The organism is Allorhodopirellula solitaria (genome assembly GCF_007859855.1).
GTDB lineage: Bacteria > Planctomycetota > Planctomycetia > Pirellulales > Pirellulaceae > Rhodopirellula > Rhodopirellula solitaria.
In genome coordinates this window covers 1-26,525 of record NZ_SJPK01000013.1, presented here as the reverse complement: position 1 = coordinate 26,525, position 26,525 = coordinate 1, and the positions used below count along the sequence as shown (strand labels likewise).

The following is a 26,525-nucleotide window of genomic DNA, read 5'->3' as shown; positions in this document are numbered from 1 at the left end:
GTCGTCGATGAGCCAATGAGTCCTTTCGCTTTGCGTGACCGATTGGCTGTTCGGGACGCGTCGCTTCGTCCACTACCGAAAAGCTTTCGCGAACTTCGCCGCTGATTGGTCACGCGATGCGAATCGACAGCCCGTCGGCTCGTCCATTACCAAATCATCTGGCGCGAAGCTCCTCGCCTGGAGCCTACCGCCAGCTATTCACTGCATTGACGCAAAGGATCCTCTCCGCCCGTGAAGTCTTCGCCTCGGATCGTTGTTCTCGGCTCCATCAACATGGACCTCGTCGTCCGCTGCGCGGAGTTGCCGATCGCCGGTCAAACGGTACTGGCGGAGTCTTCCACGGAGTTCTGTGGTGGGAAGGGAGCCAACCAAGCTGTCGCGGCGACAGCAGCGGGTGGCAGCGTTTCCATGATCGGTGCGGTGGGCAGTGATGCGTTCGCGGGTCGCTTGCTCGGCAACCTTTCCCAACACAACGTCTCCTGTGACGCAGTCGAGCAACGCAGGGGTCAAAGCAGCGGGCTTGCAGTGATCTCCGTCGATCAGCGCGGCCAGAATGCCATCATGGTGGTTTCGGGTGCCAACGCATCGGTCACCCGCGACGATGTGATGGCGTCGAAAGACTTGATCGAGCGGAGCGATGTGATTCTGGTCCAACTCGAAATCCCGATGGACGCCGTCTTGGCGGGAATAGACATCGCCAAGAAAGCCGGGGTACGGGTCGTGTTGGATCCGGCGCCGGCGCCGCGTGAGTTTCCATCTCAATTGTTGGCGGTTGACTTGCTCTGCCCCAATGAATCTGAGGCTGCAGTTCTAACGGGACAGCCCGTTGAATCGGTCGCCGATGCACGTCGGGCAGCCGCGCAGCTGCAACAGATGGGTGCTGAGCACGTCGCGATCACTCTCGGCGATCAGGGCACGCTGCTGCATCGCTCTGGCGAATCGCATTTGATCGCGGCATTTTCGGTCAACGCAGTCGACACCACCGCTGCGGGCGACGCCTTCGCGGGCGCCTTGGCGACACGCTGGTCGCAAACAGACGATCTGTACGAAGCCGTACGATTCGCCAACGCTGCCGGGGCACTGGCCGCGTCTCAACACGGAGCCCAAGCCAGTATGGCGGACGGTGAAGCCATTGAATCTCTCTTACAAAGTCAATCATGAAGAATATCTTGAGTCTCTGTTTGATCGCATTGCTGATCGGCTGCGGTTCGAAACCGACCTCCTCCCCATCAGCAGATTCAGACACCGCGTCGTCGAAACCTCGCGTTGCGCTGATCATGAAGTCCTTGGCCAATGAGTTTTTCTCCACAATGGCCAAAGGTGCCCAACAGCACCAATCCGAGCACGCCGACGACTACGAATTGGTCGTCAATGGCATCAAGGACGAACGCGATCTCAGCCGCCAGGTTGCGCTCGTCGAAGAGATGGTCGCCAGCGGAGTGGATGCGATTGTGATCGCGCCTGCCGATTCGAAGGCGCTCGTGCCAGCCCTGCGCCGCGCCAAACAAGCAGGCATTGTGGTCGTCAATATCGACAATCAACTCGACCAAGACGTTTTGGAGATGGAGGAGGTTTCGATCCCATTCGTCGGACCGGATAATCTCGCCGGTGCGAAGAAAGTGGGTGACTACCTCGCCGAATCTCTGACCGGTTCGTCGCCCCAGGTCGCGGTCCTCGAAGGCATTCGCACTTCATTCAATGCGCAGCAGCGACGCAAGGGGTTCGAGGCGGCCATGGAGGAGGCGGGCATCCCGATTATCGACAGCCAGTCGGCGGAATGGGAAATGAGCAAAGCAAACACGATCGCCTCATCGATGCTCAGCGAACACCCCGATATCGCCGCAATCCTTTGTGCGAATGACTCCATGGCTCTGGGGGCGATCGCTGCGGTCAAGAGTGCCGGGCGCAGCGGGGACGTTCAAATCGTCGGTTTCGATAACATCACGGCCATCCAGAACGCCATTGGCGAGGGCAAGGTGTTGGCGACCGCCGATCAACATGGTGACCAATTGGCCGTCTTTGGGATCGAAGCGGCGTTGAAAGAGATCCATGGTGAGGGTGCAGGCAATGATATCGAAACGCCTGTTGATTTGGTGACGGCAGAAAGTTTGTCCAAGAAATGATGTCTGCGCCGTTGTTGCAAACTCGAGGTCTCACGAAACGCTATGGCGGCGTCACGGTGCTGCGCGATGTCTCTTTCGAGGTCCGCAGCGGTGAGATTCATGCCTTGCTCGGTGCCAACGGAGCGGGCAAGAGTACACTGTGCAAAATCATCAGCGGATTGGTCCGGCCCACGTCGGGCTCGATGCGATTGGTAGGCGACGACTATGACCCGCCTACCAAACAACACGCCGAAACGGCGGGCGTTGAAATCGTCCAGCAAGAGTTGAACTTGATCGGCACGCTTTCAGTTGCCGAGAACCTCTTCTTGACGCGTCTTCCCCAGCGCGCCGGAATGCTGCACAGTCGCCTGTTGGAAGAGCAATCGCGCGAGGTCCTCGACCGATTCGGCTTGAACGATGTGCGGGCGCACACGCTCGTCGAAACTCTCGGGGTGGGCCGGCAACAGATGGTCGAGATTGCCACGGCATTGGCGCGGCAATGCCGATTGTTGATTCTCGATGAACCGACGGCAGCCTTGTCGGGGCGTGAATCCGAACAGTTGTTTGGACATTTGCGACGACTGCGTGATTCGGGGGTCGGGATTCTCTACATTAGCCACCGTCTCGATGAAGTATCCGCGTTGACCGACCGAATCACGATTTTGCGGGATGGGAAGTTCGTTGCAACGCACGCCACGGAATCGATGACCACCGATCTAATGGTGGAGCGGATGAGCGGCGAGAGCCTTGGCAGTGATGCGTCGACGCACACGAGCCACGCACGCGAAGAGGTCGCCCTGAGCGTCCGTTCGCTCGATTGCGGCATGGTGCGCGAGGTATCGTTGGATGTTCGTAGTGGAGAGCGATTGGGAATCACCGGACTTGTCGGCTCGGGGCGCACTGAGCTGCTCCGGGCGATCTTCGGCGCCGAGGTCGCCACATCGGGCGAGGTCGCGCTGCGGGGAGAATCACGGGGACGGAGATTTCGCAGCCCCAGCGAGGCGGTTGCTGCCGGGATCGCGATGGTCACCGAGGACCGCAAGCAGAACGGACTGCTACTCTCGCAACCGATCTCAACGAATACGACCCTCAGCAGCCTGCGGAAACGTTTTTCACGGTGGGGGCTGATCGATCGTCGCGGCGAGCAAAACGTTTCCCAGCAATGGGTTGACGATCTGGAAACACGTTGCGAAAGCATCGATCAAGCTGTTGGTACTCTCAGCGGCGGCAACCAACAAAAGGTCGCCGTCGCCAAATGGCTGGTACGCGACGCCGACGTGTTTCTCTTTGACGAGCCGACGCGGGGGATCGACGTTGCCGCTCGCAAACGTATCTATCGTTTACTCGAGTCGTTGGCTCGCAGCGGCAAGGCATCCGTCATTGTCAGCAGTGATTTGGAAGAGCTGTTCGAAACCTGTGATGCGATCGCGGTGATGTGCAACGGGCGTTTGGCGGCGACCTTCCCACGCGATCAATGGAGTCAAGAAAAGATCATGCAGGCTTGTTTCTCGGGGTACGTGAAATGACAAATTCCCGCTGGACGCAATCGCTACTCCAGTACGGTGGACTGCTCGCCGTGCTGGTGCTGTTAATTTTTATTTTCAGCGTCAGTAGCGAGAACTTCTTTCAGACCTCGACGCTGGTAACGATCGCCAACCAGGTCCCCGACCTCACGTTTCTCGCCGTTGGGATGACGTTGGTGCTGATTGTGGGCGGCATCGATCTTTCCGTCGGTTCCCTGTTGGCGCTCTCGTCGGCAGTCTTGGGCGTGCTGATGGCTCATCGGGGATGGTCGATCTGGCCATCGCTCGGCGTGGCGATGTTGGTATCGGGAGTCGGCGGCATGATCAATGGCTCATTGTCGGTTGGCTTTCGCATCCCGTCGTTCATTGTCACTCTGGGCATGCTAGAGATGGCTCGCGGGGCGACGAAGGTGGTCACCGATTCCCAGTCGGTCTACATCGGCAGCAGGGTTGAATGGTTCGGGCAACCTCTGCCCGGCATCCTGCTTTCGCCCGCATTTTTGACTGCCGTGTTGGCTGTGATCATTGGCCAGTTCGTTTTGACACGCACGGTGTTCGGCCGATACTGCGTCGCGATCGGAACCAACGCTGAGGCGGTGCGGATGTCGGGTATCCGGTCCGCCCCCTATTCCATCGCCGTCTTCGGGATCAGCGGCTTGATGTGCGGTCTGGCCGGTCTCGCCCAAACATCACGGCTGTCGACAGCGGATCCCAACGGTGCGATCGGTATGGAACTGGCAGCGATTGCGGCATGCGTGATTGGGGGAACCAGTCTGATGGGTGGCCGTGGGAGTGTGATCAGCTCCTTCATTGGCGTGCTGATCATTCAGGTGCTCAGAACGGGACTTGCGCAGATCGGGGTCTCCGATGCAAACAAACAAATCATTACCGGCTTAGTGATCGTCGTTGCTGTTATGCTCGATGCGGTCCGAAGCCATTGGGGAAAATCAAAATGAAGACTCTGCGAATTTTACTGCTGCTTGCCACCCTACCGCTCGTCTCCGTCTCCGCGAGCGAACCGGTCCACATCATCTTTGATACCGATATCAGTGGCGACGTCGATGACGCGTTGGCGTTAGCGATGTTGCACGCCTTGGCCGATCGTCACGAGTGCGTGATCGATGCTGTCACCATTTCCAAGATCAACCCGTTAACCGCTCCCTTTGTCGATGCGGTCAACACGTTCTACGGGCGGGGTGAGATCCCCATCGGAGTGACGCACGATTCCCAGCACCGCGAGAGCAAATACCTGCACCTCGTTGAGAAACGCGATGAGGGCGAGCTGCGGTACCCCCATGACTTGATGTCGAGCGACGACGCTCCCGACGCCGTGGAGTTGTTGCGACGCGTCTTGGCAGATGCCGACGACGATTCCGTCGTGATTGTGCAAGTCGGGTTGGCGACCAACCTAGCGGACTTGATCGAAACTCCCGGCGACGACATCAGCCCGCTCACGGGCCTTGAGCTCGTCTCGCAAAAGGTTCAGATGGTCTCCGTGATGGCGGGCGCCTTCGCTCCCATCCGAGGAAACGCTCGCTACTTTGAGGCCAATGTGAAACACGGTGTCGACGCGATGCAGCGTTTCGCCCAGCACTGGCCCGATGACGTCCCAGTCGTCTGGAGCGATTTTCGGATCGGCCTCGCTGCACTCTATCCACGCGAAAGTATCGCACGCGATTTCCAGTACCATCCACATCACCTGATTTCCGAAGCCTACCTGACCTACTGTGGGCCGGATCACGACCGCCCCAGTTGGGACTTGACCAGCGTCCTGTATGCGGTCCGTCCGGATGAGGGCTACTTTGGACTGAGCCAACCCGGCCGCGTTACCGTTGCCGATGATGGCTTTACCTCGTTTGCAGCAGCGCCCGGCGGGAGAGACCGTTATCTCGTCCTACCCAAAAAATCCGTCTCGCGAGTTGTGACGATCCAGCGCGCCCTTGTCTCCCAACCCCCCCTGAAGCCATGACCCGTGAAGCTAAGAACCGTGAAGCTATGAACCAAATCGATCTCACTCGACTCGTAATCGCGTCGGCGGTTGCCAGCATCGCTGTCCTGATCTCGGCGCAGTCCTCGCAATCGGCCTCGCCCGAGCGTCCCAACGTGATCGTCATCATGACCGATGACCAGGGCTACGGAGAGTTTTCCTGCAATGGAAACCCGATCACCGAGACGCCGAATATCGACCGGCTCGCTAGCGAATCGGTGCGGTTGACTGATTTTCATGTGGCGCCGATGTGCACGCCCACTCGGGGCCAGCTATTGACGGGACTGGATGCATTTCGCAACGCCGCCATCAACGTCAGCAGCGGCCGAACGCTGCTCAAGCACGATTTGGAAACGATGGCCAACGTGTTCCAGGACGCGGGCTATCGAACAGGAATCTTTGGAAAATGGCACCTGGGGGACAACTATCCGTTTCGTCCGCAAGACCGTGGGTTTGAAGAAACACTGTGGTTTCCTTCATCGCATATCAACAGCGTCCCCGATTTCTGGGACAACGACTACTTCGCCGACACGTATCTGCACAATGGCGAACGGAAGCAATATCGCGGGTACTGCACGGACGTCTTTTTCAAAGAGGCAACCCAGTGGATCGACGATCAAGATGATCGTCCCTTCTTTACCTATATTGCTCTCAACGCCGCTCACTGGCCCTGGTTCGTGCCGGACAAGTATCGCGGGCCGGTACGCGAAGCGATCGAGCAGAACCCGGCAGTCGTCGAGCACTTGAGTGAACAGAAACGGTCCGAGCTCGTCAGCTTCCTCGCGATGGGAGCCAGCATTGACGACAACGTGGGTGCGTTGGATGCATCGTTGAAGCAGCACGATCTGTTTGAGAACACGATTGTCGTCTTCCTGACTGACAACGGCAGCACGATGGGGCAAGACTACTTCAACGCAGGCATGCGAGGGAAGAAGACTCAGCTTTGGGAAGGGGGGCACCGAGTGCCGTGTTTCATCCGGTGGCCAAGCGGTCTGTCGGGGCAATCACGCGACGTCGACGAATTGACTCATGTGCAGGATCTCTTGCCGACGCTCGCCGACCTTAGTGGGGTGAACGACGTGCCTGAGAAACTCGACGGCGTCAGCCTCGCGCCCGTGCTTCGCGGTGAGCAGGAATCATTGGACGATCGCATGCTCGTGATTAACTACAGTCGCATGCCTGGGTTTCGGGTGCAGTATACCAATGTCAGCCCCGCGATCCCGAAGCGAAACGGCGCGGCGGTCTTGTGGCGGCAGTGGCGACTGCTCGAGAATCGCCGGCTCTACGACATCGATCAAGACCCGCATCAGGATCACAATGTGGCCGCCGAGCATCCCGAGGTCGTCAACCGAATGCGATCCCATTTGCAAAACTGGTGGCTCGGAGTCAAGGACGATGTGATGACACCGCAGCGAGTGGTGATTGGTGACGATGCTGAGAACCCGACAATGTTGACGGCGTGCGAATGGCTCGATGTCTTTGTCGACCAGCAGCGTCAGATTCGTCGTGGCGACCTGAAGAATGGCACGTGGCACCTCCGCGTTGCCGAGCCCGGGCAATATCGCATCGAACTGCGCCGTTGGCCGCGGGAGTCGGGCCTGCGACTGACCGATAAGATTCCCGAGACCCCGGTCACCGATGGTACCTTTGTCGCTGGTGAGTCACTCCCCATCGCCGCGGCCAAACTGGAGATCGCCGGGAAAGTCATCGACTTGGAACCCGCTTCAGATCAGCAGTCATTCGAAACTCAAGTCGAGCTCTCAGCTGGCCCCATCGAGATGCGGGCCACGTTCCTAGACGACGTGGGCAGTGAAATTTGCGGCGCCTACTACGTCTACGTCCGGCGCGACTGAGCCGCTGTGGAAGGAGCGTTGGCGATTGGTGCTATCGGGTGCAATCCCCGCTATTCTCATTGCGACGAGCAGCGGACTCGTCGGTCGACGATGGGGTGCTTAGGTAGCGGCGTGGACGGTTGCTTCATCGATCGCTTGGCGCAGCTCTCTGCAGAACTCGCCGACAATCTTGGCGGCAGCCGGGGTTGGATCTTGACCGGCTTGTTGGGCAGATCGGGTCGCGTCGGCGATGCGGCGTACGATCGCTGAGCCCACGATCAAGCCATCAGCGACCGGCGCGAGCTGGGCGGCAGTTTCGGGGCCGCTGATGCCGAATCCGATGCAGACCGGTAGATCGGTTTGCTCGCGTAGCCAGGAGACGTTGTCGACCAGGTTGGTCGGCAAGACGGTGCGTTCCCCGGTGATTCCGGTTACAGAAACGTAGTACAGGAATCCCGTAGTCAGGTCGGCGATGCGGCGTTGGCGATCGCGGGTGGTGGTGGGGGTGATGAGCTGGATGAGGTCAAACTCGGCATCCCGACAGACCTGACTCAGCGGTGCGGCCTCTTCGACGAGTAGGTCGGGCACGATCGCGCCGCAGTACCCGGCCTGCTTGGCCCGCTCAACATACTTCGCCATTCCCATACGATAGATAATCGAATAGCTGACCATGGTGACGCGAGGCATCATGGCCGCGTCGGCTGACAGATCACGTCCCAAATCAAAGACACCCTGCAGGCGAAAACCAGCTTCGAGGGCGCGTTGATAGGAGGCTTGGATCACGGGGCCATCGGCGATCGGATCACTGTAGGGCACGCCGACTTCGCAGAGATCGGCACCCGCCTGATGCGCCGCTCGGATCACCGCCGCGGTACTGGCGATATTGGGATCACCCGCAGTGACGAAGGGCATCAGTGCCTTGCGGTTTTTCTGGGCGAGCGAGGCGAATAAGCGTTTCAGTTCGGACATGCCGTGGACCTGGGCGTCAAAGAGATTTCGAAAACGCCCCAAGGGTAGTTTTCAGACCGCGAATGGGCAACATCTCTAACTTCATGACGAAGGGTTCAGCCCCGCGTCCTTCATCAGCATTTGCAGATCGGCCCAGGCCGCACGCTTGGCATCGGGATTTCGCAGGAGATACGCGGGGTGATAAATCGCCAGCACTTTGCTGTCATGGTACTGGTGGAAGGTTTGCCTCAATCGACCGATCGACAATTTCGACTGCAACAATGCCTGGGCGCTGACCGCACCGAGACAAACGATGTACTCCGGCCGGAGCAGTTGCAGTTGAGTTTCGAAATATTCGCGGCAGTTGGCGATCTCATCGGGAGCCGGGTTCCGATTGCCCGGCGGTCGGCATTTCACGGTATTGAGCAAGTAAACGTCGTCGCGTTTGAGGTGGATCGCGTCGATCATTTTGGTCAGCAGTTGACCGGCGGCCCCGACAAAAGGGCGTCCCGACTTGTCTTCTTCCGCTCCGGGAGCTTCGCCGAAAAAGACGAAACGCGGTTGTGGGGGGCCTTCGCCAAAGACAGTCTGCGACCGACAGTTCGCCAGTGCTTTGCAGCGTGTGCAGGCAGCCACGTCGGTTGCGAGTGTTTGCAATGAGGTGGCGATTTCAGCAACAGGCAAGGGCGCACCGGGATAGGGCGCGGAACTGACGACGGTAGCCGGGACAGGCGAGAACCGCCGGGCGGGAGGCTCGGCGTGAGCAGGCGTGCTGGTCGCCGCAGGTGTGCTGGTCGCCGCAGGCGCAGGCCCAGGAGAGGTGGGGGGATTATCGGTCGCCGCCGCGGACGGCGAGGGTGCCGTATCCGCATGAGTTTCGGCGTCCGGGGACGGTGCAGCGGCGGCCAGCCTCTGAGTCCATTGGCTCACTGCGTCGGCACCGGCGTGTGGCAAAAAACGCAGACCGCTACGATGCAAATGAGCGAGCAACTCGCCTCCGGCACCAAGAATATCGCCAGCACAGTCGAATTTGCTGCTCAAATCGCTGGGGTCGGGGCCATCGGTGGAGGGGGGAGCGTTCAAATCGTTGGTCAAAATCGAGTTTTCGGCATGTTCGTGCTGCCATGGCATTCTGAATTAGCAGGCCAGAGTCTACCATGTCAGTTCCGTGTCGAACAATTGTCCCAAACGTTGACCGCCTGGGAGACACGCCCCAACGCCGCCCGCATCCCGCACATCGACCTTTCGGTCCTCAAAATGCCTGTTCCTCAAGTTGCCATCGTCGGCCGACCCAATGTCGGCAAAAGCAGTCTTTTCAATTGGCTGGCCCGCCGCCGCCTGGCGATTGTTGACGATTACGAAGGCGTCACCCGCGACCGCATGACCACGCTCATCGAGACCGATGACCGATATTTTGAACTCGTCGACACCGGCGGGATGGGCGTGGAGGATGCCGACGACCTGACGGCGGATGTCAAACGCCAGATCGAGCTGGCGATCGCGTCGGCGGACGTGATCGTGCTCGTTGTCGATGTCCAGACCGGTGTGATGCCGCTCGACACGGAGGTTGTCGAGCGACTCCGGGGCGTTGAGCGGCCCGTGATCTTGGTCGCCAACAAGACCGACCAAGACCATCAAGAGATTCATGCGGAAGAGTTCCGAACGCTCGGACGCGGCATGTTGATTCCCGTCAGCACGCTGCAGAACCGCGGTCGTGACGATTTGATGGAAGTGATTGTCGATCGGTTACCGCCCGAGGATGAAACGATCCGCCCGGAATCAGCGATGAAGTTGACGATCGTCGGTCGCCGCAACGTGGGCAAGAGCACGTTTGTCAACACGCTCGCGGAATCCGACCGGATGATCGTCAGCGAGGTTGCCGGGACGACCCGCGACAGCGTCGACGTCAATTTCGAGATCGACGGGCAAACTTTCACGGCCATCGATACCCCGGGGCTGCGAAAACGCAAGAGCGTGCGCACGGACTTGGAGTGGTACTCCTCGCACCGGGCGGCCCGCAGCGTTCGCCGCGCCGACGTGGTGCTGATGTTCTTTGATGCCAGTGAAAAAACGAGCAAGGTCGACAAGCAACTCGTCGGGTACGTGATCGAACACCACAAGCCCGTCATCTTCGTCGTCAACAAATGGGATCTCTATGCGGGCCAGGTGCCGACCGAAAAATGGGTGCGATACCTGCGACACCAGTTCACGACGTTGTCGTACGCACCGATCGCGTTCATCACCGGACAATCGGGAAAGAACGTCAAGACGCTGCTCAACCATGCCGCGATGTTGCACAAGCAAGCCCAGTCGCGAGTATCGACGGGCGAGCTCAACCGGGTCGTGCGGGCGGCCATGGACGTGCATCCACCGGCACTCTATCAGAACCGCCGACCGAAAATCTTCTACGCGACGCAGGTGTCGACTGAACCGCCCACGATCGTCTTGATGTGCACCGACCCCAACGCCTTCACCCACGATTACCAACGCTATCTGCTGGGTTGGTTCCGCGACCACCTGCCCTTCGGCGAGGTGCCGATCAAGCTGTATTTTCAGAAACGCACGCGGGCTGAGGAAGCCAAGCAGAAAGGACGCTCGCAATCACGTTGAGCGACCGGTTCGCTCTGCCATTGACCGATCGATGGCCACATGGAAATCCGGTCTTGCCGGATATTCATGTGGAAAGGGCTCAACCGTTCGACGGGGATGTGCCGATGAAACGGAGTGTCGCTCCTTTCTGAGCACTTTCCAAACGTTCAACGGGAAACTTCACGTGATTCGTCGATTCATCCTACTATCCGTCGCCTGCGGCGTGATCGCTTTTTCTGCTGCTACGGCTAGTAACGTGTCGGCCCAGATGCCTGTACCTGGAATGGCTGGCGGAGCTGGGGCGATGGGAGGTCCAGGTGCCGGATACGGCAACCAGCAAGCCTTCGGGCGAGCGTGGGGCGGTTCGGCGGCCAACGTCGACTGGAACCGGTTCTACCACTACCCCTACGTGTACTACCCCCAGAACTTTTGGGGACAAGAGTATTTCAAGAGTAGTGATAGCCTGTATCACCGTTACCCCACCGAGATGCGAATCCCGGTCTACAATAAGAAGTGGCACAACTATTATCCCAGTAACCGCCGCTTCCATCGAGGCCACCACTTCATCCTCGACACATTCTAGTCTCTTGGCAGGAGCCACCCCGCTCTGAATTCACCGACTCGCCCGACCGCGACCGCGGGAGCCCCGCGACGCATGCGTTCGGGGACATTGCCGCGTCTATTGGAGTCCACCGCCGCTTGCCTGTGGTTGATCGACTCAGCCGGAGAGATCGTGTATCTCTCCCCCGCCATGAGATTATGGCTGGGCATTGAGACTGACCTGCCAGCGAGGGTCGCCGATTCCTTGATACTCGATCGAGCAGCCCTACGCACGGGTGACGCTTTTCGCGGTCATGTGACACAGCGATTGCATGTGCCCCTAGAAATTGCGGGCGACGGTGACCGGAATTCAGCCGCCGAACCTCGCACTGCTGTCGCCCACTTCGTCGTGTTGGAAAATCTGTCGGCGGCCCAAGGGACAGGAGATTCTCCACCCGCCGGACCACCCGGCATGATCCTGGGGTGCTTGGGCAACTACCTCGCCGATACCGAAATCCCGTGGCAGGATTGGTTTGGTGTCCAGGGAGTGCGTCAGTCGGCGAAGCTCGATGAGGAACTCGCTCGGTTTCGCGGGCGACAGAAGCGGCACGCCAATCTGTTATTGGCGGGCACGAGCCGACCGTCCCGGCGGCTCCGCGGCCGCGTCGAACTCGCCTGCAATATACGCAGCCACATCGGTTTGATCGGGCCCCCGGGCTGCGGCGCCGCCGAGATCGCCGCGATGATCCACCATGATTCTGCCCCGGGGGAGCCGTTGGTCATTCTGGACGCGTCGTTGATGGACGCGGAATTGCTCGAGGTCTACGCCGCGCCAGTCATCGCGGAACTAAGAGAACAGGCAGAAACGACAGGCACGCTGTGCCTGGATCACCTCGATGAGATGCCTGTCGACGCTCAGACGCGATTATCCGAATGGTTGGCGGCGTGGCCACAGCGTCTCCGCTTGATCGGGATCCGCCGCGATACCGCTCACCGCGGCGACACGAGCGTGCCGCTCGAGGAATCGCTAGCCGACGCGATGGAGGTTTTTCCGATCGAGTTTCCGCCGCTGGCGGCGCGTCAGGACGACCTCGAGCTGATCGCGTCGGGGCTGGCTCGCTCGACGCGGATATCGCGAGAGGCGATTGATTGGCTCCGGTCGTATCCCTGGCCCGGCGAATGGGACGAGCTGACGGGCGCGATCCAGTTTGCTGTGGAGATCGTCGCGGGAGACCGGATTGGTCGCGAGCACCTGCCTCTGGCCATTCGCTCGTACCGGCGACCGCAATCCTCCGGCAGCCACGTCAGCAGCAGCGATGGCGTAATCACGGTCGGCCCTCGGCCCGTCTCGCCGCATGATTTCCAGATCGATTCACTCGACGACGTGCTCAGCCAGTACGAATCGAAGTTGATCGAGCGTGCCATGATTGCGGCCGACGGAAACAAGGCCGAAGCGGCGCGGCGGCTCGGGATCAGTCGCTCGCGGCTGCTCCGCAAGCTCAGCGATGGTGGCGTCGGATGAGCCGGTTCGATTCCCTTGCCCCTGCGCTCGCAGCGGCTGCCCCGGAGAGAGAAGTATGGTGGGTCGGCGAGGAGGCGATGGCGTGGCGTGAGTCCTTCATCGAGTTGCTCCGTAGTGCTCGATCGCCAAAGGCTCACGCTTCGACGCCAGAGGATTGTCCACAAAGCTGGCGCATCCACTTGCACCGGCGCGACACCCTTTCTCTGCCTCGTCAACCAATTCATGGACGGGAGAATGGAGGTCGCTCACCTGCCCTTGTGATCTGGGCGGTGCCGAGCGAGGGAATTGCCGAGCTCGTCGACCGCATTGGCGAAGCCCGTCGCTGCCGCCCCGGGTACGAGCACCTCACCGCAGGATTGGTTTCACCGGTCGAGCGGACGGTTCTTTTCGAAGTGGGGGTCAGGGCGCATCTGCAGGGTCCGCGTCATTGGCGGCTGCACGCGAGGCTGCTCGGGGGCTAGAGTCTCGTTGGCAGAACACTCTCGCTGTCGCCAGTGTGATGGTCGGCTCGTTGGTTGGTCGGGCGTGATGCAATCGGATTCTTCTTGGCGTTAGCATCTTGGACTTCATCGTGCCCCTCTACCCTTTATCGTTTTCTTCTCGGATTCGTTTCCCCGCGATTCCTTGCGGAGAAAAAAACAACGAAACAGCCATTTGATGCTTGCCCCCCCCCCCCTAGCTGTCGTTACACTTCTTCGTTATTCGGTGCTAGCGCTTTTTCCTCAGCCGGAGGTCGCAGTTTCCATGGCAGAAGATGATGAAGAACGGGGTCGCACAGGAACGGGACTTTCAGTTGTCGTACCTTGCTTCAATGAAGCAGGAACGGTCAAGGCTACTTTAGTCTCGGTCCGCCAATCATTGCCTGGCGCGGAAATCATCGTCGTCGACGATGGTTCGACGGATCTATCAAGTTCGATAGTTCTATCTCTGGCCCAGGAACTGGATTTGCGTGTCATTATCCGAGACACAAATGGTGGTAAAGGGACCGCGGTTCGAGATGGAACCGCTGTCGCGACAGGGCAATTCATAGCGATCCAGGACGCAGATCTTGAGTACGATCCGGTCGATCTCGCGGCCCTTCATGCGGACGCGTTAGGATCAAATAATAGGCAAAAGCCTGATGCTGTTTTCTATGGTTCTCGTTACCTCAGTTCGGGAAAATCGCCGGGGGGGCACTTTGTTGCCTACTGGGCAGTGCGGATGGTCGCAATCGTTCAGTGGGTACTGTACGGGTATTGGCTCTCCGATCCGTTAACCTGCTACAAACTGTTGCCCACACGGCTACTAAGGCAACTGAATCTATCGAGCACTGGATTCGAACTGTGCACTGAGATGAATGCGAAGTTGTTTCGGCGTGGAATCTCAATCGTCGAGTCGCAAATTTCATATCGTCCTCGCTCGTTTGAGGAAGGCAAGAAAATTCGGTCAGCCGACTTCTTTCGGCTCGTATTCGTGCTGCTAAAATGGCGGTTCGCTCCTGTATCGCCCCACTCTGAGACGTACTGCGTTCCCGTTGCGAGCAGGTTCTACGTCATCACACGACTCGCGGTTGGTTGCCTCCTGATGGTCGCTGGACTGGCGAAAGCGACAGCGGGCCAACCGATGTTATTGGCAACGCAGTGGGTGGCTCCGAGTAGCATTGTCATCGCTTGGGGTGTGTTTGAGTGTTTGCTAGGGTGGGTAACACTGACTTTCGTTGCTCATGGCCCGCTTCACCGATTGCTGCTTGTCATGATCAGTGTATTCGCTTCGCTACTGTTGCTCCAGTGGGCTCATGGTGCGACGCAATGCCAGTGTCTGGGGAGTGTTGGGCTACCGATCCAGGCGATGATCGGGCTGGATTTCGTTGTTTGCGTCTGTCTCATTCTGCAGCGTGGGTGGTGGAGTCGAACGTCGTCGATGCCGCCTGGATTGTTGGGAGAGGTGGCGAATTACGCTCGGTTTATCTTGCCCGTTCTACTCGCAGCGGCCGTATTGGGCTTTGGCTCGCCGCGATCGGCAATCGGCTACCTTGCCGGTAGCTCTGTATTGGTCAAATCACAAGAGCAGTTTGCCGGTCGAGTCGAGCCTGGCGATACCGCGACGACCGCCTTTGAACTGCGCAACGCATCGAACAAATCGGTTCGTGTGTTGGGAGCAAAAGGTTCTTGTCGCTGCATTGCGATCGACGATCTGCCGCTCACCTTGGCGCCAAAAGAGACCGAATCAATCCGAATTCATTTGGTCGCTGGACCAACTGCGGGCATTCAGCATGAATCGGCTGAATTGCTGTTTGATGATTCCACGTCCACCCTCATGCTGGGCGTGACGGCTTTGGTGCATCCGAATCCATGACGCCGTGGATGCAATTTTCAAGTTGACGGAGAGATTGAGATGAATGATCGTGTGTCCGGAATGATAGGCACGTTGGGATTAGCGTTGTTAGTGTCGGCATTGCTGCCGACGACGAACGCATGGGCGTGGGGAAGCAGTGGCTGCGACGGCAGTTGCCGTGAAGCGACGCTGAATGAAAGGAAATGCACAGGGAACTGTTCTGGAACGGTCAACGGCAACACATGTGGTTGCCCGCCTCAGAAAGAGGAGAACGCATGTCCTTGTGACGCGACAACGCCCGGCGGCGGGTTAGCCTAATCCGCCCTGGAAATAGATGCCTTTAACAATAGGTGCGGAGTGGAACCTTGATTCGCCACACCGCACCGCTTTTCTAATTTATTATGATGCATACTGAGACTTATCTTCGCGTCCTTGTTCGTTCATTGCTATTAGCTTCGTGGCTACTGATGAACCAATCCACGCTGGCCGACGGACGCAGTCTATACTCCGATATTATCGAAGTTCAATCCGCTCGAGAGGAAGTGTACGGCAATGGCCATTTCATTTGGCGTCAGCGCGAAGTAATAGACGGCGAGGCGCAGGAAAAACTCATTGAGTACTGGGCGAGAGACAATCGCTATTTCCGTATCGATACGCAATCCCTCAGCAATGGAGAGGCAAGTGGAGAAATTAGGCGTATTATTGTGCGACCGGAAGGATTTGTGAAAATCAATGCGAGAAAAGTCGATGATCCAGGGGCAATTTATGACATCGGACATCCGGATGAAGGTGTCGCCAAAGTAAAAGGACAATACTTCGTGTCAATGGCAAATCGAATTGGCACGGTTCAAGTTCAGACATACATTCGCCAATGGATCAATAAGCAACCCGGATTGCGTAATTTGAAGTTTAACCGTGACGACGCTGGCCATGTCATCGGTTCGTTCTCACGGCGAATCGACGATGGAACCAAGCAATACAATGTAGTTATGACGGCGGAGGACTACAGGGTGCAATCATGGGAAATGCAGTTCCAAGCAGAAGATGGTCAGACGACTGGAACAAACCAGGCGTCGATAACCTATGGCGAGAACCAGGATGAATTTCCAACTAAGACGGTTGACACGGTTGTATCCAATACGGACTACTCAAGCGAGTTTGAGTGTCGCTTACTTGAGCATCAACTCGAGCCCGCCCCGTTGGAGGTATTTTCGATGGGGGAACTCGGAATGCCGAGAAGCAATCCTTGGTTCCGCCGACTGGTGCTACTCGGTAGCGGCATTTTTCTGCTATTTCTCTATTTTGGGTCCAAGTGGCTAAAACGCCGACGCGCCGAAAAGTAAGTACAGTTTTGGACGAATCAAGGTGAATCGAATCTATAGCGCGCGGCGGCGCGGTGGAGGCGGACGTTTTCTCGATGCCCTGTGCGTGATCGCTGGTTCTGGCTTTCTGGGCTGGAGTTTGATTGCGTCACGTAGCGACATTTTGTTTTTTGCGGGCGCGCTACTGGGTGTGTACTTCACTTTCGTTATCGGGAGTCATGTCGGAACGAATCTCAGCCGATTCCTCGGAGGCCTGTTTCTATACGGCATCTTGTTCGCTGGAATTCTGTTATCGAAAGGTGGTGATCTCTGGGTGATCTGGCTGCTTTTGACACTGGCCTTTGCCGCGTTTCATGCTGGGGTCATGGGCGCGATGTCCCACATGCTCGGTCGATCCTGTTCTGTAATAACTGTTCTGCCGTTCTTTATAGTATTTTACGAGACTTTTCGACATGCCATCGCATACTGCTATGACGGTAGTGGATTGACGTTTGGTTCGTTGGGCCAGACCGTGCCGGATGGATTCGGACTTCAGCTTGCCGCCATCGGCGGAGTATCGTTGCTCTCCTTTGCTTGCGTTTCCCTGTTGACGGGAGTGGTGATCGCATCAGATGGCCAGCGATCTCGAGGAGATCGGCTCATCGGCGTGGGCATCATTGGCTTCGTGGTGACCGCCATTGTCACGTCAAACTCGCTGTCGTTTCGGAATGCCGTCACAGACCAGGCCGCCGTAGTAGCGGTTCCGCTCCCATTGTCGAGTTCCAGCGAATCGGAGCTGAAGTCGCTGATAGTGCAGGCACGGAAGGATGGCGATTGCGAGGAAGTTACCATTTTGGGCGCCGAGACAATGATCCACTTGACGCTTGCGGACGGGGATTTACATTTGACAAGAACGAACGACCGACTTTGGTTGGATGCCTCCTCGCTGGAGGACTGCGCCGTCATCGTGGGAGCTTGGGTAAGCGTGGGAAGGCGATCCGATCGGATCAATGCGGTCGTTGAGATACGAGATCGCAAGATAGTTGGTATTGAGGCGAAGCATCGTCTTGCGCCATTTGTCGAGTCGCAGCCGCTGGGAACGGAGTCGCTGATTCAGCTGGGCGCGCTGCCCGAAGGTGCCGTGCGTGATGCTACGCCACCGGCGCTCGCAGAAGAACTGCTGCGTTGGTTTCATCAACCACAGCGAGTGAAGGTCGGCGTTTGCTACGATGCTTTTTTTGCGTGGTCGTATTTGCACGATATCGATGAAGGCGACCTGTTCCTGACGTGTTCGCTTGATGAAACTTTCGATCAATCGGGTATTTTCCAAAATTTGTCAATGACACACTGCCGGATACGCGCTGTCGAGGCAAGGCGGTCGATCGTGCGGTCCTCGCTCGGCGGATTGACGGCCGCCTTTGGTCCGCGAGGGTGCAGGATCGAGCCAACAGCGTGTCATGGTGGAATGCAGCTCTATCAGGTGCCGGTTTGCAGAACGACCAGCGTTTATGCATGGGCAGGTGATTGGATTGTGTGGCTTTCCATGTTCGCGGTTTTAGGATTGGCGGTGTTCAGATGTTGTTGCGATCGGTCATTTCAAAAGGGATGTCATGCTCCCCAGTAGGCGTTTGAATCGAATTTTTCTCTTCGCCTTGTCGTTGATTCAACTCACGATGCTGCTTGTGACGGCGTGGTGGACGGGGCCAGGGTGGGACGAGTGGGGGCACCTACCCAGTGGGTTGTTTAGTTTGCAGTACGGCGACTTTCACCCTTATCGTGTCAATCCACCTCTGATTCGATTATTATCAGCCATTCCTGTGGCTTTGCTCGGCGGCGGTATGAATTACGAAATTTTCCCAAAGGGGCCCGGCGTTCGGTCGGAGGTATTTTTAGGCTTGGCTTATATTCGCCAACAGGGACCGGATATTTTCTATTGGATGTCGATCGCGCGGACGGGCGCGATCCCAATTGCGATTTTCGGGACATTCCTGATTGAAAAGGTCGGTCGCCGACTGGGTGGTCCATCCGTCGGTCTATTTGCCGCAACGTTGTGGGTCTTTTCGCCTATGGTGATCGCGTACGCAGCGACGATCACGCCGGACGTCGGCGCGACGGTATTCGGTTTTTGGGCAACGTGGAGTTTCTATTGCTGGTATCAGATCGGTCGCGGGCGGGATGCGGTGTGGCTCGGGATCAGCGTCGCAGCAGCGTTGTTAAGTAAGTCAACGTGGATCGTGCTGCCGCCCCTACTGTTGTTGATGTACTTGATATTGTGCCACGTTTCTCCAAAGAGGCACGCCTGGTCGAAGCGATGGAAACAGATTGGTGTAGCGGCCTTGCTTGCTTGGCTGTTGGTCCACGCGGTATATGACTTCCGGGGAATGCTTCGTCCGATCGGGGCCCTTGACTTTATCAGCCAAACACTTAGCGGCATCGACAACGGAAGTCCGACAATGAATCCGCGTGTCGGCAATCGTTTTTCCGGGACTCTACTAGGCTGGATTCCGGTCCCGCTGCCTGCGGAATACACTCACGGGATCGATGTTCAAAAACGTGACTTCGAGGGCAAAATGCGTTCCTACTTGATGGGCGAGTGGAAAGAGGGTGGTTGGTGGTACTACTACACCGTGGCTTGGTTGGTCAAAGTTCCGCTTGCGTTCTGGTTGATCGTCGCGGTTGGTAGCGGTCTGATGATTCGTAATTGTTGTGGGCACAGGCGACTGGGGCGCCGGAGAATGATCGGGATTTTTGTCATGATCCTACCGGGACTGGCGGTCTTTGTACTAGTCAGTTCTCAAACTGGATTCAACCATCACCTACGATATGTTCTTCCCGCATTTCCGGCAGTATTTCTATTGGCGGCTTATCCGATAAGGTTTGCAGGTAGCCAAGTTCGCAAGCTGCTGGTCGCACTGTTGATCTGGTTCGCTCTGAGTAGCGTTTCGATTGTCCCACGCAGCTATGCATATTTTGGCGAGATTGTTGGCGGTTGGCGGAACGGGCATCGCTATCTGAGCCATAGCAATCTTCATTGGGGCCAGGATTTGCTCGCGATTCGCCACTGGGTCCGCGAACATCCGAAGCGTCGTCCCGTGTACCTCCTTTACTCTCCCTCGGAAGTGGATTTCCACCGGCTGGGGATCGACGTTACTGTCGGCACGGGGGCCATGTCACGTGAGGGCCCCGGCAAGGACGGATGGTGGGTGGTATCGATCGATCAACTTCTGACGGAACCGAACTCTTGGTTCCTCAGCCGATCTCCAACAATGCGTCTGTCGGAATCAACGACGATTTACCACGTGGTCGACGGGCAGGTGAAAAATTGAATCGGGGAATTGAGCACTGCCAATCATGTAGGGCAAATGCCGAGGTAATGGATGGAAGGGCAAGCAACCAGTGCCAGGAATGCGTTCGACTATCTGCTAGGGCTGCGGGAAGACCCAGCACATTAGAGATGCCAGTGAGCTTGCCAAGACAGCCCATTGACTGCGCACAATACATCGCGTCAGAGCGTTAGGCATCACTCGTTCAGGGCCGTAGGCCGTGAACGGATACCGATTCGGTTTGTTGCGATTCATCGCCGGATGACGCAAACGCTCTGTGGTGAGAATGGCCAAGCTTGGTTTGAACGAATTTGCACCGTGGCGGTCACCTGCGAGCAGCATGATCGCAGCGTCTTTAAGCTTCTTGCTGAGTCGGTGAGCCAGTTTCTTCGTTTCTTAGGTGCGAGGCTTCGCCCGGGCTACTGCGATCGTTCGTTGCCTCACTCGGCTGCATTTTCAATGCTAACGGGCGGCTTGGATGAGTCTTTCGGCACCGGCGGCGCGGAGTTTCTCAGCGACAGCGCTGCCCAATTCGATGGCCGCGGCGTCGCTCGGTGGGGAGGCGATCTCGAAACTGCTGACCGCTGATTCCTCCAGACGCTGCGTCCCATCGGTCGACATCACCACCGCGGTCAGGTTGAGTTGGGCCGTTTGCGAATCGGCTGTTGGCAGGGCGACACTGTACGCGGCGATTGGCGCCAAGCATCCGCCATGCAGAGCCGCCAGGACGGTTCGCTCGGCGACGACGGCCCATCGGGTTGGTTGATCGTCGAGATGGTTCACGGCCGCGTAGGCCTCGGCATCGTCGCTACGGACTTCGATACCCAGGGCCCCTTGTCCGGGGGCCGGCAGCATCTCTTCGAGTGAAAAACGCGTTCGAGGCAGGTCGTGCATTTCCAATCGCAGCAGACCGGCTTCGGCCAGCACGATCGCATCGAACTCGCCGGATTCCAGTTTGGACAATCGCGTTTGCACGTTTCCTCGGATCGGTTCGACGCGGAGGTCATCGCGCAGCGACTTCAGCTGCGCCATCCGCCGCGTGCTGCCGGTACCGACGCGAGCGCCGACGCTCAGGTCGGCGAGGGCGATCCCGGTGGGTGAAACCAAGCAGTCCGTGACGACCTCTCGCGGCGGGACGGCCGCGAGCGAAAACCGCTCGTCAATTTGGGTGGGTAGATCCTTGAGCGAGTGCACAGCGATATCGGCTTCATTGTCGACCAATGCTTGCTGGATCCGCTTGGTGAACAAACCGACTTGACGACTGCCATCGATCGGCCGCATGTCCGTATCGCCACCGCTGACGAGGGGGACAAGTTCCGTGGCCACGCCATGGGCGGTCAATCCCGCCGCCACGTGTCGTGCCTGCCACATCGCCAGCGGACTCTCTCGGGTCGCGATCCGCAGTGTCCGTACCGCAGTGCCAGAGGGGGAGGTGGAGGAAGGGGGAACGGACCTGGGCACAGCAAAGAAACCTATATAGCAGGGAAGGAAAACGACCTGTCCAAGTCACAGGAGCGGGGCGCCAAGAAACTCGCAGCCGGCGAAAGGAGCCCGGAAATCCTGTGATTTCACACGAAACAGTGGGAACGATGACGCCATGGATGCGTTCCAAGGATGGCGAGATAGTCTATCCTATGCAATGCCATCCTTTTTTTCTCTTCATTCGGGGTCGATTGAAACACCGTGCCAGTTCCCCCCCGCGATCCCGATCTGCCGCCTCGCGAACATGATTCGGGTGATTCGAGAGCCAGCGATGATTCGAGAGCCAGCGATGATTCGCGGGGCAGTCATTGGGCAGCCCCGATTGCTGCCGGATCGTCGAGCGACGTGACGATTGCGAGAGAGCCCGAGCCGCTCGCGGTTGCTGAGAACCGGCAGGAGTTCACCCGCACGTTGCTGTCCAGTGAGGGATCGGTCGCGATTGAGATGGACGATTTTTTCGATACCGACTCGGTTCCTTTGCCGGAAACCGTCGGCGGCTATCGGGTCGGCAAGCGTCTCGGTCGCGGGGGGATGGGGGAAGTCTTTCTCGCCGAGCATCGATCGATGGGGCGGACCGTCGCGCTAAAGGTCTTGCCCTCGCGTTGGCTCAACCATACCGGCTCGATCGAGCGTTTCCATGACGAGATCCGGGCCGCCTCGCGGTTGATGCATCCGAATATCGTGACGGCGTTTGATGCCGGACAAGCCGAGGGGATTCATTTTCTCGCGATGGAATACGTCGATGGCAAAACGCTGTCGCAGATCGTTGCCGAAGAGGGGCCGATGTCGGTCGGTGACGCGACGTCGGCCATTCGGCAAGCCGCCTTTGCCCTGCACCATGCTCACGCCGCCGGGATCATTCACCGGGATGTCAAACCGAGCAATTTAATGCGTTCGCGGGAGGGCACGATCAAGCTGCTCGACCTCGGCTTGGCTCGGTTTTCCCGCCAATGGCACCCCGCCAAGGACAGCAAGTCACGCAAAGGGGCGGATCCTGTTAAGGGAAAAGGAGCGGAGCCTCTCAAGGCGAAACCTAACGATCCGGTGGCGGGATCGTCCCGTGACTCAGCACATGCTCCGTCGGCAGCGATGGAGGTCGCCGAGCCCTACGATTCGCTGCGTCTGCTGAGTTCACCGAAACGCTCCTTGATGGGAACCCTCGCATTCATCTCGCCCGAGCAGTTGGAGGACCCTAACTCCGCCGATGCCCGCAGCGACCAGTATTCACTCGGCGCGACGCTGTTTTATTTGTTGGTAGGTCATCCGCCTTTCCCGGGCGAGATGATCGATCAGATCTATGGTCATCGGCACGGCGAGATCCCTGACTTGATGTCGTATCGCCGCGATGTGGACGTCACGCTCGCGAACATTGTCGCCCGCATGTTGGCCAAGTCTCCTGCGGAGCGGTACGCCTCCATGGACGAGGTCGCCCGCGCCATGGCGCCCTACGACAACGATCGCTCGACACCGGCTTGGGTACTGGACTTCTCACATCGAAAGATCGACGAAGAGGGTTCGACGTCCAACGCGCTCAGCGCATCGACCGGACCGATCCGTCCCCGTGCTCTGAGTGTGCTCGGCATCGATTTGAGTGCCACCCATGCGGCTACGGCGGTCGGGCGTCCCGGCGGGAGCGTGCGCGGGGGATGGCCGGCGGGGTCACCCGATCAACCTCAGCCCCTGTTCCGCCTCGCGGTGGCGGAAAAATCTCGCCGCGATTCGGAAACCGCTGAGTTGCGTTTCGGGCAGGATGCCTACGAACTACGAAGCAAATATCCGCATCGCGTCTCGCATTGCCAGATGATGTACTTTGGCCGTGAGGACATGCTGCGTCCGATCGCGGGCCGGATGTGCCCACCGGTCGTGACGACGGCTCTGTGTTTGCGGCATCTCGTCGGCCGGACCCTGGTGAACTTTCGCGGCGTTCGAACACCAGCGGACGTGCAGGATTCTAGCGCAAGCGGTGCGACGCGTAACGCATCGATCGACAGTGTCCTGGGCAACAATTGGCAGCGTCACGAAAGTTGGCCGGAGGCGGTCGCGATCACGGTCGCTGGCTGCTACGACCAACTCCACCGGCGGGGGATCCATACCGCTGCGCGGCTCGCGGGACTGCCGGGGGTGCGTTTGATTGATCGCGGCCTTGCGATCGCTCGGCATGCCTTTGAAGACAGCCTCGAGGAGGATAGCAATGAAACGGTTTTGTACGTTGGGTTGACTGGGCAAGCCCTCGACGTTGCCGTGATTCGCCGGCGAGGAAATCGCATTGAGCAACTCGCATCGTCCGGCCACTGGCACCGCGGCGTGATGGCCTGGTCGAGCCGTTTGGTCGACCGAATCCAATCGCAACTATCGAATCCGCCCCAGGTGATGGCCGCCAAGTCGGTCAATCGCAGCCAGTTAATCTATGCCACCAAAATTCAAATGGCGGGCGAGCGAGCGATGAACTCGCTACTTTTGCTGCCCGAATCCAAGGTTGAGATTCGCCATGAGGGCAAGACCGAGACGGTCACCCTGTCGCGATCCCAGTGGCTCGAAGCGTGTGGCGATCTGATGGAATCCGTGCAACAAGCCATCGCGGTGGCCTGCAGTCGCGCAGGCATCGAGCCCCAGGAGATCTCCCGCTGTCTCGCCCACGGTCCACTGCTGCGTCTGCCCGCGATCCGGCAACGCGTCTTTTCATCGTTGGACCAGACGCAGGTCGATTTTTTCGACGCCACCAACGCCGCTGAGGGCGCCGTGGCGTGCCTGCAGGCGGAGTTGCCCGGTCACCGTGAGAATGTGTTGCCGGCCCAGTCCCGAGCGGCTCGCTCGGTCGGATTTGTTGTCGCCGACGCCCGGGGCAAACGCAAAATCCTGCCCATCATCACCCGTGGGACGCCCACTCCGGCACGCACCAATCGCCAGCTCGGTGGCGCGACCAAGGACGATCACCTGACCCTCGCCCTGGTTGAATCCTCCGGCGTCCAGGACGAAGCATGGCAGTCGCTCGGCCGACATCGAATCGAAGTCGACCCGAGCGAGCAATCGCCTACCCGCAAGATCGGTTTCGAGATCGATATCAACGGGCTGCTTTCGGTGCACATGGAACGCCCTGATCTCGGGCGGACCGTTCGCTTGCCCGCTCTCCCCGAGCTGGTGGCGAGCGTGGACGAATGGGACGATTGGCGGGAATGGGTCGAAGATCAGTTTTAGGCAAAGATTGTCGCTGCTGGGTTGGAAAAGCATGCCGCTCGTAACGATCAGGCCGAGCTCGGGTGCTGGTTTTCTTGACGAACGGCCCATTTTGACTCAATTCTCGATGGACGATGCCCGGCGTCTGGATAGCCTAGTAGGCGTCCAACCTGAGTTGGTCCTGAGAACACGCAAAACATCTCGCAAGTGGGCTCGATCCACTGGGGAAGGTGACGCAAACGATGGATATGAGTAAGGCGAGTCGACCTATGATCGAAGAAGTGGATCTGATGATTGACAACGCTCGATTGCGCGACGAGCTCGAACCGTATCGAGACGATTCGATCGACGATCCGGCGATGGCCCGCATGCCCCTGAAGCTGGAGAACGAATACCTGTCCTCGATTCTCGCCTGGGAACGGGCGCCAGCACTGCCGATTCGGGATTGGTTCAACCCCCCGCTGCACATTCCTCCCCCCGAGTCCTTGGCCGACGATTCCCTCACAGCGAGGCTGCACGAAACGATTGAGCGTCTGCATTCGCAGTCCATCGTGCTGACCTGTACCGATCACCTGAGTGACCGTGAACTGTATCGCCTCATCTACCGCGATATCCTGCCGTGTTGCGAGAAGAAGATCGATGGGACGGGAAACCAACTGGAGTATCGCTGTGTCGACGACACAGAAACCTGGTTGACCTACTACGCCGACGCTGTCGAGCGACGCCGTTTTCAAGAGGAGCATCAAATCGAGCTACCGATCGCTCGCAAGCCCCGCTACCGGCGCGAACTGCCCTGAGCGACCGCAAGAGGCCCCAGACCCCAAGAGGCCCAGGGCCGCCTCGCGAGGAATTGGCCAGTGGTTCGAGCGTAGCGGTCACCACCGACAACCTCACGGTTTGTCGTTTTAGCGACGTTGGCCCCGCAATGGTGAGCCGAGGGCCGTGAGCAACACACGATGAATAAGTGTCGGTTTTAGTAGTGGACGAGGCAACGAGTCCTGCGGCTTTGGACTCGTCGCCTCCTGTCCTTTACCCACAAGTTTGCTCCCCCGTGTGCTTGCCACACGGGAAGCGACGTTTTGGAATTAGAAAACCGTGGCATCGATGGTCGTTCCCCTGTCGGCTCGGCCATGGGAGCGAGGTGCACGCTTGAGCCTTCCTAACTACAAAACATGGATTCCTGTCGGACAAGCCGACAGGGGATCCGATTTTGTGGGTAATCAACAGCTCGTCGCCTCGTCCACTACGACAGAAATTGATCGTGCGTTGCTTAGGCGAATGGCACGTGCTTTCGTTTTCGAAGCGGTCTTGGTAACCCGACGCGTGAGAGACTGTTGAACTAGTCGGAGCTCCTGTTTTTTCGGCTCATCCGACGGAAGCGAGCGCCCGAGGTTTTCAAGGTATGGCTCCCGTATCGAAGGATTTATTTGTGGGATGTGATTATCAATGTTAGACTGGCACTGCCGGGAGAAACGTAGCCGAGCTCTGCAGAGGTGCTGGCTTGGCAAGGGATCTCTCGGTCGCCAGCGTTTCCCTGCAAAAGCGGTACGCCAATGGTGTTGTCGGTCCCTGGCGAGCGTTTGTTCATCAGGGACGCATTTTTGAACGATCATTGGATACGAGAGCCATGCCTGGTATGTCCCCAAGTTAGCCTAAAAAACTACCAGGGGCGCATTCTGAGTGCTTTCATTGAAGGAATTCACTTTCCCTTCAATCAAGGAACTCCGATATGGCAATCGCCACCAAGAAACGTTCGTCAAAATCGTCAAAATCCAATCAGGCCCGTTACATCGGCAAGCCAGCTGGGGTGATTCAGCAGCGAGTCGAGGCGGTCGGTCCCTCTCACTTTGGTGTCGTTTCGGTCGACTGCGCCAAACGCAGATCCAAGT

General features: G+C 58.3%; 18 protein-coding genes. 15 read left to right on the top strand and 3 right to left on the bottom strand.

The genetic code is table 11. The features are described from left to right. Positions 1–231 precede the first annotated feature (231 nt). From rbsK to CA85_RS19630, 6 genes are read left to right on the top strand one after another with little or no spacing between them, the layout of a single operon-like run. Positions 232–1,161: a ribokinase gene (gene rbsK, locus CA85_RS19655; protein ID WP_246112992.1), complete on the top strand. Its 930-nt coding sequence runs from the start codon at positions 232–234 to the stop codon at positions 1,159–1,161. After that, positions 1,158–2,123: a sugar ABC transporter substrate-binding protein gene (locus CA85_RS19650; protein WP_146393064.1), complete on the top strand. Its 966-nt coding sequence runs from the start codon at positions 1,158–1,160 to the stop codon at positions 2,121–2,123. Before rbsK ends, CA85_RS19650 begins: the two co-directional genes overlap by 4 nt. Next, on the top strand, positions 2,120–3,628 hold the full coding sequence (locus tag CA85_RS19645; RefSeq protein WP_146393063.1) for a sugar ABC transporter ATP-binding protein: 1,509 nt from the start codon (positions 2,120–2,122) through the stop codon (positions 3,626–3,628). Before CA85_RS19650 ends, CA85_RS19645 begins: the two co-directional genes overlap by 4 nt. After that, positions 3,625–4,581, top strand: a complete 957-nt coding sequence (locus CA85_RS19640) for an ABC transporter permease (protein WP_146393062.1) — start codon at positions 3,625–3,627, stop codon at positions 4,579–4,581. Before CA85_RS19645 ends, CA85_RS19640 begins: the two co-directional genes overlap by 4 nt. Then, positions 4,572–5,594, top strand: a complete 1,023-nt coding sequence (locus CA85_RS19635) for a nucleoside hydrolase (protein ID WP_391564911.1) — start codon at positions 4,572–4,574, stop codon at positions 5,592–5,594. Before CA85_RS19640 ends, CA85_RS19635 begins: the two co-directional genes overlap by 10 nt. Positions 5,595–5,620: 26 nt before the next feature. Then, a complete protein-coding gene (locus tag CA85_RS19630; protein WP_146393132.1) occupies positions 5,621–7,465 on the top strand; it encodes an arylsulfatase in 1,845 nt (614 codons plus the stop codon). Positions 7,466–7,564: 99 nt separating this feature from the next. Here CA85_RS19630 and trpA read toward each other — a convergent pair whose 3' ends face one another. Further along, positions 7,565–8,413, bottom strand: coding sequence for a tryptophan synthase subunit alpha (trpA, locus tag CA85_RS19625; protein WP_146393060.1), 849 nt, complete (start codon positions 8,411–8,413; stop codon positions 7,565–7,567). An 81-nt stretch (positions 8,414–8,494) separates the two neighbouring features. Then, a complete protein-coding gene (locus CA85_RS19620) occupies positions 8,495–9,475 on the bottom strand; it encodes a uracil-DNA glycosylase (RefSeq protein WP_246112991.1) in 981 nt (326 codons plus the stop codon). A 174-nt stretch (positions 9,476–9,649) separates the two neighbouring features. On the opposite strand from CA85_RS19620, the gene der reads away from it, so the two are divergent. The 7 genes from der to CA85_RS19585 all read left to right on the top strand — a co-directional run bounded on the left by der (position 9,650) and on the right by CA85_RS19585 (position 19,983). After that, positions 9,650–11,002, top strand: coding sequence for a ribosome biogenesis GTPase Der (der, locus tag CA85_RS19615; RefSeq protein WP_146393131.1), 1,353 nt, complete (start codon positions 9,650–9,652; stop codon positions 11,000–11,002). 163 nt (positions 11,003–11,165) lie between these two features. Continuing rightward, positions 11,166–11,564 carry a calmodulin-binding protein gene (locus CA85_RS19610; RefSeq protein WP_146393058.1) on the top strand — a complete coding sequence of 133 codons (399 nt, stop codon included), beginning with the start codon at positions 11,166–11,168 and terminating at the stop codon, positions 11,562–11,564. Between the two features lie 72 nt (positions 11,565–11,636). Continuing rightward, positions 11,637–13,043, top strand: coding sequence for a helix-turn-helix domain-containing protein (locus CA85_RS19605; RefSeq protein ID WP_146393057.1), 1,407 nt, complete (start codon positions 11,637–11,639; stop codon positions 13,041–13,043). A gap of 744 nt (positions 13,044–13,787) precedes the next feature. Further along, on the top strand, positions 13,788–15,377 hold the full coding sequence (locus CA85_RS19600) for a glycosyltransferase (RefSeq protein ID WP_186775068.1): 1,590 nt from the start codon (positions 13,788–13,790) through the stop codon (positions 15,375–15,377). Positions 15,378–15,823: 446 nt separating this feature from the next. Further along, complete coding sequence (locus CA85_RS19595) at positions 15,824–16,699, top strand: hypothetical protein (RefSeq protein ID WP_146393055.1); 876 nt, start codon at positions 15,824–15,826, stop codon at positions 16,697–16,699. 22 nt (positions 16,700–16,721) lie between these two features. Continuing rightward, complete coding sequence (locus tag CA85_RS19590; protein WP_146393054.1) at positions 16,722–18,281, top strand: hypothetical protein; 1,560 nt, start codon at positions 16,722–16,724, stop codon at positions 18,279–18,281. Next, positions 18,268–19,983 (top strand): glycosyltransferase family 39 protein, encoded by a 1,716-nt coding sequence (locus CA85_RS19585; protein ID WP_146393053.1) that lies wholly within the window; start codon positions 18,268–18,270, stop codon positions 19,981–19,983. The genes CA85_RS19590 and CA85_RS19585 overlap by 14 nt, the downstream gene beginning before the upstream one ends. 459 nt (positions 19,984–20,442) lie before the next feature. Here CA85_RS19585 and hemC read toward each other — a convergent pair whose 3' ends face one another. Next, positions 20,443–21,384, bottom strand: coding sequence for a hydroxymethylbilane synthase (gene hemC, locus CA85_RS19580; RefSeq protein ID WP_261344720.1), 942 nt, complete (start codon positions 21,382–21,384; stop codon positions 20,443–20,445). A 279-nt stretch (positions 21,385–21,663) separates the two neighbouring features. On the opposite strand from hemC, the gene CA85_RS19575 reads away from it, so the two are divergent. Together CA85_RS19575 and CA85_RS19570 are read left to right on the top strand one after the other, a co-directional pair. Then, complete coding sequence (locus tag CA85_RS19575) at positions 21,664–24,657, top strand: protein kinase domain-containing protein (protein WP_246112990.1); 2,994 nt, start codon at positions 21,664–21,666, stop codon at positions 24,655–24,657. A 227-nt stretch (positions 24,658–24,884) separates the two neighbouring features. Further along, positions 24,885–25,433: a hypothetical protein gene (locus CA85_RS19570; protein ID WP_146393052.1), complete on the top strand. Its 549-nt coding sequence runs from the start codon at positions 24,885–24,887 to the stop codon at positions 25,431–25,433. Positions 25,434–26,525: the final 1,092 nt, after the last annotated feature.